The organism is Rhizobium johnstonii 3841 (assembly GCF_000009265.1).
Lineage (GTDB): Bacteria > Pseudomonadota > Alphaproteobacteria > Rhizobiales > Rhizobiaceae > Rhizobium > Rhizobium acaciae.
This window is the reverse complement of the sequence record NC_008380.1, coordinates 2,936,227-2,945,614: the sequence shown is the minus strand read 5'-3', so window position 1 is coordinate 2,945,614 and position 9,388 is coordinate 2,936,227. Positions and strand designations below refer to the sequence as shown.

The 9,388-nt window shown below is 62.5% G+C and carries 11 protein-coding genes; 5 read left to right on the top strand and 6 right to left on the bottom strand.

The features are described 5' to 3' along the window. Positions 1 to 171 precede the first annotated feature (171 nt). The 3 genes from RL_RS14395 to RL_RS14385 all read left to right on the top strand — a co-directional run bounded on the left by RL_RS14395 (position 172) and on the right by RL_RS14385 (position 2,707). Entirely contained in the window at positions 172 to 1,098 is a 927-nt protein-coding gene (locus RL_RS14395) for an ABC transporter ATP-binding protein (protein ID WP_003540418.1), read from the top strand. Then, on the top strand, positions 1,095 to 1,856 hold the full coding sequence (locus RL_RS14390; protein ID WP_003540416.1) for an ABC transporter permease: 762 nt from the start codon (positions 1,095 to 1,097) through the stop codon (positions 1,854 to 1,856). The genes RL_RS14395 and RL_RS14390 overlap by 4 nt, the downstream gene beginning before the upstream one ends. A 113-nt stretch (positions 1,857 to 1,969) precedes the next feature. Then, complete coding sequence (locus tag RL_RS14385; RefSeq protein WP_011652316.1) at positions 1,970 to 2,707, top strand: SDR family oxidoreductase; 738 nt, start codon at positions 1,970 to 1,972, stop codon at positions 2,705 to 2,707. On the opposite strand, the gene RL_RS14380 is transcribed toward RL_RS14385, so the two are convergent. The 5 genes from RL_RS14380 to RL_RS14360 form a co-directional block, all read right to left on the bottom strand. After that, entirely contained in the window at positions 2,670 to 3,593 is a 924-nt protein-coding gene (locus tag RL_RS14380) for a LysR family transcriptional regulator (RefSeq protein WP_011652315.1), read from the bottom strand. The two genes, RL_RS14385 and RL_RS14380, sit on opposite strands and share 38 nt — an antisense overlap. Before the next feature lie 128 nt (positions 3,594 to 3,721). Continuing rightward, positions 3,722 to 4,159, bottom strand: a complete 438-nt coding sequence (locus tag RL_RS14375) for an EamA family transporter (protein WP_011652314.1) — start codon at positions 4,157 to 4,159, stop codon at positions 3,722 to 3,724. 265 nt (positions 4,160 to 4,424) lie between these two features. Beyond that, positions 4,425 to 5,126, bottom strand: coding sequence for a TIGR02281 family clan AA aspartic protease (locus RL_RS14370; protein WP_011652313.1), 702 nt, complete (start codon positions 5,124 to 5,126; stop codon positions 4,425 to 4,427). Then, positions 5,123 to 5,341, bottom strand: a complete 219-nt coding sequence (locus RL_RS37570) for a DUF1289 domain-containing protein (protein ID WP_041936352.1) — start codon at positions 5,339 to 5,341, stop codon at positions 5,123 to 5,125. The genes RL_RS14370 and RL_RS37570 overlap by 4 nt, the downstream gene beginning before the upstream one ends. An 18-nt stretch (positions 5,342 to 5,359) precedes the next feature. Next, a complete protein-coding gene (locus tag RL_RS14360; protein WP_011652312.1) occupies positions 5,360 to 6,142 on the bottom strand; it encodes an adenosylcobinamide-GDP ribazoletransferase in 783 nt (260 codons plus the stop codon). A 156-nt stretch (positions 6,143 to 6,298) separates the two neighbouring features. On the opposite strand from RL_RS14360, the gene cobT reads away from it, so the two are divergent. Continuing rightward, positions 6,299 to 7,315, top strand: coding sequence for a nicotinate-nucleotide--dimethylbenzimidazole phosphoribosyltransferase (gene cobT / locus RL_RS14355; protein WP_011652311.1), 1,017 nt, complete (start codon positions 6,299 to 6,301; stop codon positions 7,313 to 7,315). 139 nt (positions 7,316 to 7,454) lie between these two features. Then, positions 7,455 to 7,838 carry a diacylglycerol kinase gene (locus tag RL_RS14350; RefSeq protein ID WP_011652310.1) on the top strand — a complete coding sequence of 128 codons (384 nt, stop codon included), beginning with the start codon at positions 7,455 to 7,457 and terminating at the stop codon, positions 7,836 to 7,838. Position 7,839: 1 nt separating this feature from the next. On the opposite strand, the gene RL_RS14345 is transcribed toward RL_RS14350, so the two are convergent. Next, on the bottom strand, positions 7,840 to 9,375 hold the full coding sequence (locus RL_RS14345) for a sensor histidine kinase (RefSeq protein WP_011652309.1): 1,536 nt from the start codon (positions 9,373 to 9,375) through the stop codon (positions 7,840 to 7,842). Positions 9,376 to 9,388: the final 13 nt, after the last annotated feature.

Below are 9,388 nucleotides of genomic sequence, written 5' to 3'. Positions count from 1 at the left end.
GATGACATCTGAAGCCGGGCGCCGCCTTTCTTTCGCCGGCCAACCGCTTCGGCGGGCCAACTGTGTTGGCAGCATGTGAATGCAGTGTTCATGCGCTTAAGGATGTTAAAGCGTTACAAAGGGACTATATAGCGGGCCGAAGTAACTTCCGAGAATCCGCAAGAGTCCCGCATGGCCCCCATCATTTCCGTTCAGAACCTCACCAAGACCTACTCCAATGGGTTCGAGGCCCTGAAGGGCATCAATCTCGACGTCGAAAAGGGCGAGATCCTGGCGCTGCTCGGGCCGAACGGCGCGGGCAAGACGACGCTGATCTCGATCATCTGCGGCATCGCCAATCCGAGCGGCGGCCGGGTGCTGGTCGCCGGCCACGACGTGGTGAAGGATTTCCGCGCCACCCGCGGGATGATCGGGCTGGTGCCGCAGGAGCTCACCACCGATCAGTTCGAGACGGTGTTCAATACAGTCAGCTTTTCGCGCGGGCTGCACGGCAAGAAAGCCAATCCTGCCCACATCGAGAAGGTGCTGCGCGCGCTCTCGCTCTGGGACAAGAAGGACAATATGCTGCGCCAGCTCTCCGGCGGCATGAAGCGACGGGTGCTGATCGCCAAGGCACTCTCCCATGAGCCGGATATCCTTTTCCTCGACGAGCCGACTGCCGGCGTCGATGTGACGCTGCGCAAGGACATGTGGCATGTCGTCGAAGAGCTTCGAGCCTCCGGCGTCACAATCATCCTGACCACCCATTATATTGAAGAGGCCGAAGAAATCGCCGACCGTGTCGGCGTCATCAACGGCGGCGAGTTGCTGCTTGTCGAGGACAAGGCAGCGCTGATGGCCAAGCTTGGCCGCAAGCAGCTCATCCTCGATCTCACTGAACCGCTGAGCCGTCTGCCGGATTGTTTTGCCGGCAACGGGCTGACGCTGGAGGCGGACGGCAACCGGCTGACTTATGATTTCGACGCTGGCAACGAACAGGAAAGCATTGCGGCACTGCTGACCCGGCTCGGCGAGAACAATATCCATTTCAAGGATCTCTCGACGCGGCAAAGCTCGCTCGAAGACATCTTCGTGGCGCTGGTGGGAGCGGAAAAATGAACGTCGAGGCCGTCAAATCGATCTATTTCTTCGAGATGGCGCGCACGCGCCGCACGCTGCTGCAGAGCGTCATCTCGCCCGTCATCTCGACCTCGCTCTATTTCATCGTCTTCGGCGCCGCTGTCGGTTCACGTATTCAGGAGGTGGAGGGCGTGTCCTACGGCGCCTTCATCACGCCCGGCCTGATCATGCTGACGCTGCTCGGCCAGTGCATCAGCAACGGCTCTTTCGGCATCTATTTCCCTAAATTCACCGGCACGATCTACGAGGTGCTTTCGGCGCCGGTGGCGATGACGGAGATCCTGCTCGGTTATGTCGGAGCGGCGGCGACCAAGGGCATGATCATCGGCTTCATCATTCTCCTGACCGCCAATCTCTTCGTTGACGTCAGGATCGAGCATCCCTTCATGATGATCCTGTTCTTCCTATTGACGGCGATCACCTTCAGCCTGTTCGGCTTCATGATCGGCATCTGGGCCGGGAATTTCGAACAACTGAACCTCATTCCCATGCTGGTGGTGCCGCCGCTGACCTTTCTCGGCGGCAGCTTCTATTCCGTCAGCATGCTGCCGCCCTTCTGGCAGGCGGTCAGCCACCTCAACCCGGTGCTCTATCTCGTCAGCGGCTTCCGCTGGAGTTTTTACGGGATCGCCGACGTCAATCCGGCGATCAGCCTGGCGATGATCACGGTGTTCCTGGTGATCTGCCTAGGAACGCTCGCCTGGATCTTCAAGACCGGCTACCGGCTGCGCAATTGATCAATCACCCGAATACGCGCCATCGGAAAACCCGATGACACCATCGGTTTCTACCGTTTTTCTTCCGCTCTGATGCGAGGCATCTGCTGCATCAGCCGAGAAGGAGATGGCAGATGACGGATATCAGGATCGAAGGCGCGAAGATCATTATTGTTGGCGGCAGTTCCGGAATGGGGCTGGCGCTGGCGAGGCGGTTGCTCGGGGAAGGGGCGGCGGTGATGATCGCCGGACGCAGCGAAGATAAGCTTACGGCGGCCCGCCGCGATCTCGGTGACCATCCTGGATTGGCGACGGTTGCCGTCGATATATCGCGCGAGGAAGAGGTCGCGGCGCTGTTTTGCAATAGCGGGCCGGTCGATCACATCGTCAGCACGGCGGCCGATATCGAAGGCGCCTATCAACTGCTGCCTACGATCGAGCTTATGGCGGCGCAAAGGGTGGTCGAAAGCAAGTTCTATGGGCCGCTGCTGCTGGCGAAATACGGGGCCGCCCATCTGCCGCCCTCAGGATCGATTACTTATACGTCAGGTGTCGCGGCCTATCGGCCGGCGGCGCGGGGATCCGTGGTCGCAGCCGTCAATGCGGCGCTCGAAGGCCTGGTCAGGGCGCTTGCTGTCGAACTGGCGCCGATCCGGATCAACGCGGTGTCGCCCGGATGGGTGGACACGCCGATCTGGAGCTTCGTCGCCGGCGACGCCAAGCAGGCGACGCTCGACGCGATGGCACAGCGCCTGCCGGCCGGACGCGTTGGGCGGCCCGATGATATTGCTGATGCGATCCGCTTCCTGATCGGCAACGGATTTACGACAGGTACTATCCTGCATGTCGAAGGCGGGCATCGCCTGGTCTGAGCGGCGAGAGTTCTTCGCTTGCCGATTGCAGCAGGAGGGTAAGCGCCGGCGGCTGCACGCGCCTGCGCCGCCACATCATTATCAGCGAGGCTGCGGGTGGTTTGCCCGGCCATGGCAGTTCGACGAGGTTGCCCCGCGCTGCGGCCGGGCCGACGGCAAGGCGCGGGACGAGGCCATAACCGGTGCCGGAGGCAACGAGCCGGACGATCGTCGCGATGCTGTCGGCTTCCGTGACGATTGAAGGCGCTGCAATGCGCGCTTCGGCAAAGGCAGTGTCGAACAGGTGCCGGTAGACGCAGCCGGTTTCGGTGGCGACGAAGGGTGCCGTGCTCAGTGCCGCGAGGCTTGCGGGTGGTCGGGCTTGCGAATCTCGGCCGGCAATCAGCACCAGCGGTTCGCTGCCGATGCGGCGCGTCAAGAAGCGTTCATCCTGCTGCCCGCGATCGAAGATGAAGGCGACGTCGATCGAGCCCTGCTGCAATTGCGCAAGCAATTCGCCGCTGCCGCCGACCTTGAGCTTGAGGCCGACGTCTGGGTTCTTCTTGCGAAAGAGTGACAGCCAGGGCGCCAGCCTTTCGGCGGCGATGGTTTCGAGCGTCCCCAAGGTGATGGACTGTGCGGCGTTGCCGGCTGCAGCACTGACGGCGGCCTTCGCCTCGTCGTTCAGTGCCAGTATCTCTTCGGCATAGGCCTTGAGGACCGCGGCTGCCGGTGTCGGGACGACGCCCTGCCGGGAGCGGAGGAAGAGGTCTGCGCCCAGTTCCTCTTCCAGCGCCTGTATCTGGTCGCTGAGGCTCGACTGAGCGAGATTGACCTCGGCAGCGGCGCGCGTGAGATTTTCGTGCCGGATCACTGCGAGGAATGTCTTCAACTGTCGTGGGTTCATGTCGAGCTCCGGTATGGCGCGGAGGCGCCGTGACGCAGGATATCAACAAAGCGGAACGCGCTGCAACGCAGGAGCATGGGGCGGCGAACTGCTCGTCTTCTGCTGCTGCATATTGCGCCAGTTTTCCGTCAGGCGCTGCTGACGAGAAGGGCGCCGGAGATGATGAGGAGGGTGCCGGCGACGAGCTTTACGATGTCGAGCTCGGAGGCTTCGCCGAGAAAGACGGCGCCGATTGCCAGCGTCACCAGCACGTTGCAGCTCCAGATCGGGGCGAGTTTCGAGACGGGGACACCATAAGTGAAAAGCGCAAAGCTGATGAGGCCGGTGCCGACGGCAAAGCAGGCGCCTGATGTGGCGGCAAAGCCAAGGCCTTCGGCGGTCCAGGGGGCAGGGCGCCAGATCAGGGCGGCGATCAGCCCGGCGAGCGCGCAGGCAGCGCCGAAGGCGATCAGGTAGATGGCGGAGCCGGTGGCAGCCGTGGCGCTCTGCTTCTGGAAGATGGCGGTGATGCCCCAGAACAGGGCGGGCAGAATGCCGCCGATGACGATCGGCCAGAGTGAATTCATCGCGAAACTCCTGTCGCACCCATGGATCAAGGCCTCGCCGCGGGCGAAGGCCGGCCGAACATGTGGTGCCACCAGACTACAGCGCCGCGCGTCTTTTCAGACGCGCAAAGGACGCTGTAGCACTTTGAATTGTTGCATAAATCCTTAAATCGATTCCGATTTAAGGATTTATGCGGCAGGAGTTTCTTTTTGCTCTTTGTGGTCTTGTTGTTCTTCCGCTCAAGCTGCCAGATCCGGTCGTCGCCGTAAAGCGGCGGAGCCGCAACTAGTCGCGCATGCGGAGTTCGTCGGTCTGCATCTGCAGCGAGCCCAGCGTTTCGAGGAAGCTCATACCGAGCAGGCTCTGGTCGAGCCGGCCATCCTCGGAAACGCTGGCTGCGACATTGTTGCGGACGATCGGGCCGATCGCTACCTGGTCGAGCGTGACGGGTGCTGCGCGGCCGCGGCCGTTGGCTGTCATGATAGTCATGGAATAGGTGAGGCGGGAGAGATCGATGCCGATCCGCTCGGCATCTTCGCGCGACAGCGCCACCATGCTGGCGCCGGTATCGACGAGCATCTCGACCGTCTGGCCATTGACCGCGACATCGGCTTGGAAATGGCCGTTCAGCAGCTTGTGCAGAATGATCTCCTGGCCGCCCTCGCTTGTCGTGACGACGACGGCGCGGCCGGGAACGAGGCCGGCGAGCAGCCTGTTGCCGACGCCGAGCGCTTCCTGGCGATAGAGATAAACGGTCACAAGCGCCAGGATGATGACCAGCCAGATCATCATCTGGCGCATCGTTTCGCCGACGCTGCGCCGGCTCGCCCAGATGCCGGCAGACAGCATCAGCGCGATCGGCAGCAGATAGACGACGCGGCCGAAGTCATCGCTCTGCAGGCCAAGAATGCGGCTGTTGTCATTGTTGACGATCAGCACGGCAAGGCCGATGCCGATTACGACGAGGAAGACGGTCAAACGAATCATAGAGGCCGCTCCGGCCCGGCGACGAGGCTTGATTTCATAAGGTTCGGCACCGTGGTGGCGCCTGCAAGCCTTGCCGGCAGCAGCGCCATGATCCGCCTTCGCTCAGTGTCGGAATAGCTCGTCCAGCTGCCGATTTCCTGAAGAGTCCGGCCGCAGCCGGCGCAAAATCCGGTGCTGGGCTCCAGGGAGCAGAGGTGAATGCAGGGTGTTTGCATGAAGGATATATCGGAGTTTCAAAGTGCCGTGGCAAGGGCGCAAAGAGTGGCGATCTCGCAAATTTGCTGCGTCGCGCCCAGCGTATCGCCGGTGTGGCCGGCAAGCTTGCGGCGGATGAAAGCGGTGAAGGCAAACCCTGCGATGCCGGTGGCGAGAAGGCTTGCAACCAGCGGCCGCAGGCCGAAGGCAGGCCAGATCAAAAGCGCTGCGACGAGGCCGGCTGAGGCGAGCGCAAACTGCATCGCCGCCTCGTCCGGCTGGCCGGTCGAGGCGGCCACGCCATCGGCCTTTGCCGGTGCCAACCGCTGCCAGTGCCAGGCGATGGCGCCGCGGCTGAGAGCCGCGACGGCGGGAATGGCGAGGGCTGCCGTGAGCGGCGAGGAATGGCGGGCGATCACAGCAAGCGCGGCGGCGCGGATCGCCAAGGAGAGGATCAGCGCTATCGCGCCATAGGTGCCGATCCGGCTGTCTTTCATGATGAGGAGGCTCTGTTCGCGGCTTTTGCCGCCGCCGATGCCGTCGGCCGTATCGGCCAGACCGTCCTCGTGCAGTGCGCCGGTGACGAGGACCTGGATGGAAAGCGCGATCAAGGCTGCCATCAGCGGGTCCGCACGCAGCCCCAAAAGCAGGAGGAGGGCGAGTGCGGGGATGAAGCCGATGACGATGCCGGCAAAGGGAAAGGCGCGCACCAGCCGGCCGAGCCTGCCGTCATAGCCTTTGAACAGCGATTGCGGCATGGGAATGCGGCTGAGGAAGGCGACGGCGCGGGCGGTATCGACCGCATAGTCCTTGATCTTCATTCTGCTTCGTTCTGCCGGAGGTCTCGGCTTATGGTCGCGGCGGCGCTTTTGGAGTTGTTCGCCTCGTCCGCCCGCTTTAAGAGAGTTGCCACCCGCAAAGAAGCTGATTTGCGGGAAAAAAACAAGAATACCCGGATTCATAGGAAAACCGCACAGATGAGCGTTTCAGGCCTGCCGTTCGACGATTTCCGTACCCTGCTCCGTGACCTGCCGGGACCGGATGCCCGCGCGCTGGTGGCGGCGCGCGAACGTGACGCGCAGCTGACCAAGCCACCGGGCGCGCTCGGACGGCTCGAGGAAATCGCCTTCTGGCTTGCTGCCTGGACGGGCCGCACACCTGCCGTCAACCGGCCGCTGGTGGCGATCTTTGCCGGCAATCACGGCGTCACCAAGCAGGGCATCACGCCCTTTCCGCCAACGGTGACGCAACAGATGGTCGAGAATTTTGCGGCGGGCGGTGCTGCAATCAACCAGATCTGTGTCGCCTATGACCTCGGGCTGAAAGTCTTCGATCTGGCGCTCGATTACCCCACCGGCGACATCACCGAGGAGGCGGCGCTTTCCGAGCGCGATTGCGCGGCGACCATGGCCTTCGGCATGGAGGCGATCGCCGGCGGCACCGACCTGCTCTGCATCGGCGAGATGGGCATCGGCAATACGACGATTGCGGCGGCGATCAACTATGCGCTCTACGGCGGCTCGGCGCGTGACTGGGTGGGACCCGGCACCGGTTCGGAAGGCGAGATGCTGGAGCGAAAGATCGCGGCGGTGGAAAAGGCGGTGGCACTGCATGGCGACCATCTCGACGATCCGCTGGAGATCATGCGCCGGCTTGGCGGCCGCGAGATCGCGGCGATGGCCGGCGCCATCCTTGCTGCCCGCATGGAGCGCATCCCGGTGCTGATCGACGGTTATGTCGCGACCGCGGCGGCGGCGATCCTGAAAGCCGCCAATCCATCCGCGCTCGATCATTGCCTGATCGGCCATGTCTCCGGTGAGCCCGGGCATTTGCGCGCAATCGAGATGCTCGGCAAGACGCCGCTTCTGGCGCTCGGCATGCGGCTCGGCGAAGGCACCGGTGCCGCCCTTGCCGCCGGTATCGTCAAGGCTGCTGCCGCCTGTCATTCCGGCATGGCGACCTTCGCCCAGGCAGGTGTGTCGAATAAGCATTAAGGCCGCGGTGGGCGCCGTCGATCCGCACGCGTTCGCTTGCACGGCCCAAGTGGATTCGGTATTTGCGTATTGGCTCATCGAAGGGGAGGCGGCAACGCCTCTCCCGGTCTGCGATGCAACGGGAAGAGGAGAGGGCATCTTGACGAAGCCTGCGGTGACGAAAGAGACCGGACTTCGGCATTTCATCGCCGCCGCCAGCTATTCCTGGGCGGGCTTCGTGCGGGTGCTGAAAGAGGCGGCCTTCCGCCAGGAACTCGGCTTCTTCGTCGTTTCGATCGCGGCGCTGGCGCTGATCGGCGCTACTGCGGGCGAGATCGTCGTCGCAGTGCTTCTGTTTCTCGGGCTCTTTTCGATGGAGGCGATGAATACCGCCGTTGAAGAGGTGATCGACCGGATTTCACCGGAGATTTCGATCGTCGGCAAACACGCCAAGGATCTCGGTTCCTTCGCGGTGACCTGCATGATCGCCGCCTGCTGCCTTTATCTCGGCTTCGTCCTCAGCAAGCACCTGTTCTTTAGCTGAATCAGGCAAAACTCTTGCGCTTGCGCGCGACGGCCTGGGCCTCCTCGACGGCCGGCAGGCTCTGGAGCACGCGCTTGGCGGGCAGGATGGCGATAACTTCGGTGCCCTCGCGCAGCTTCGATTTCAGCAGGAACTGACCGTCATGCTTGGCAAGGATCGCCTGGACGATCGGCAGGCCGAGGCCGGTACCTTGTTCGGCGCTCTTGATGGCGATCGAGCCTTGGCCGAAGGCCGACAGGACGATGGGAATCTCTTCTTCCGGAATGCCGGGGCCGTTGTCCTTGATCGAGATGTACTGTCCGCCGCCGGCGGTCCAGCCGACTTTGACGTGGATCTCGCCGCCCTGCGGCGTGAACTTCACGGCATTGGAGAGAAGGTTGAGCACGACCTGGCGCATCGACTTCTCGTCGGCCCAGATGGCCGGCAACTGCCGCTCGAACTGGTCCGAAATGGCGATGTTCTTGGCGCGGGCGCGCAGTTGGACCATGCCGATGCAATCTTCGGTGATATCGAGAAGCGAGATCGCCTCCTCGCTCAGCTCGTATTTGCCGGCTTCGATGCGAGACAGGTCGAGGATTTCGTTGATGAGATCGAGCAGATGCTGGCCGGAGCGGTGGATATCGCCAGCATATTCCTTGTAGGTCGGATTGGCGAGCGGCCCCATGACTTCGGCCGACATCACCTCGGAAAAGCCGAGGATGGCGTTGAGCGGGGTTCTGAGTTCGTGCGACATGGAGGCAAGAAAGCGCGATTTGGCGAGGTTTGCCTCTTCGGCGCGGCGGCGAGCTTCGTCCGACATCGATTTCGCCACCTCCAACTCGGCGATCAGGTCGTCCTTCTCCGATTGGTAGGAAAGGATCCTGAGGTTCGACTTGAAGAGCCGGTCGCTGATATAATTGAAGAAGACGAGGGTTGTGGTGACGAGCCCCGTCAAGCTGATTTCGAGGAGGTCGCGCGACAGGCCGCTCTTGGCGGCAAGCGCCAGGACCGCCGGCGAGAAGGCGGCGAGCACGGCGGGCGTCAGCATGAAGTTCGACATCGCCGTGACCGAGAGCGCGATCAGCAGCGTGGCGCCCTTATAAAGAATGAAGCTCGATGGCTCGCAGGTGTCGCAGCCCTGCAATGCGAAGACGGCCCAGCAGCAGCCAATCAGGAACTGGCCGGAGAGCAGCAGGCGGCGCCATTTGCGGGCGCTCTCGGCGGTAATCTCCTGCCGGCGCGCGCGCCTTGCAAGCAGGATATTGCCGGCGTGACAGGTGAGTGTCAGCAGCGCCCAGAAGATCAATTGCGTATCTTCAGTGAAATAGACGCCAAGCGCGGTGATGATGACGACGAAGAGCGGCATGATCGTCGCGCCCTGCAGCACCGACGCCACATACATGTCGAGCACGTCACGATCGAAGGAGGAATTGGACGCGTGACCGGACTGAAGACGTTCGCGCGTCTGCCGCACGGCCTTGGAAACGGCCTTGTTGCGGTGGCTGCGCGACCTGTCGACGATGATCTTGTCGGTCGATGTGCTTACGCCGGTACTCATGTGCACGTTGAAA

Excerpts from the sequence above, each read along its gene's own strand:
- RL_RS14395 (WP_003540418.1), top strand. The coding sequence starts at position 172 with ATGGCCCCCATCATTTCCGTTCAGAACCTCACCAAGACCTACTCCAAT.
- RL_RS14390 (WP_003540416.1), top strand. The coding sequence starts at position 1,095 with ATGAACGTCGAGGCCGTCAAATCGATCTATTTCTTCGAGATGGCGCGC.
- RL_RS14385 (WP_011652316.1), top strand. The coding sequence starts at position 1,970 with ATGACGGATATCAGGATCGAAGGCGCGAAGATCATTATTGTTGGCGGC.
- RL_RS14380 (WP_011652315.1), bottom strand. The coding sequence starts at position 3,593 with ATGAACCCACGACAGTTGAAGACATTCCTCGCAGTGATCCGGCACGAA.
- RL_RS14375 (WP_011652314.1), bottom strand. The coding sequence starts at position 4,159 with ATGAATTCACTCTGGCCGATCGTCATCGGCGGCATTCTGCCCGCCCTG.
- RL_RS14370 (WP_011652313.1), bottom strand. The coding sequence starts at position 5,126 with ATGATTCGTTTGACCGTCTTCCTCGTCGTAATCGGCATCGGCCTTGCC.
- RL_RS37570 (WP_041936352.1), bottom strand. The coding sequence starts at position 5,341 with ATGCAAACACCCTGCATTCACCTCTGCTCCCTGGAGCCCAGCACCGGA.
- RL_RS14360 (WP_011652312.1), bottom strand. The coding sequence starts at position 6,142 with ATGAAGATCAAGGACTATGCGGTCGATACCGCCCGCGCCGTCGCCTTC.
- cobT (WP_011652311.1), top strand. The coding sequence starts at position 6,299 with ATGAGCGTTTCAGGCCTGCCGTTCGACGATTTCCGTACCCTGCTCCGT.
- RL_RS14345 (WP_011652309.1), bottom strand. The coding sequence starts at position 9,375 with ATGAGTACCGGCGTAAGCACATCGACCGACAAGATCATCGTCGACAGG.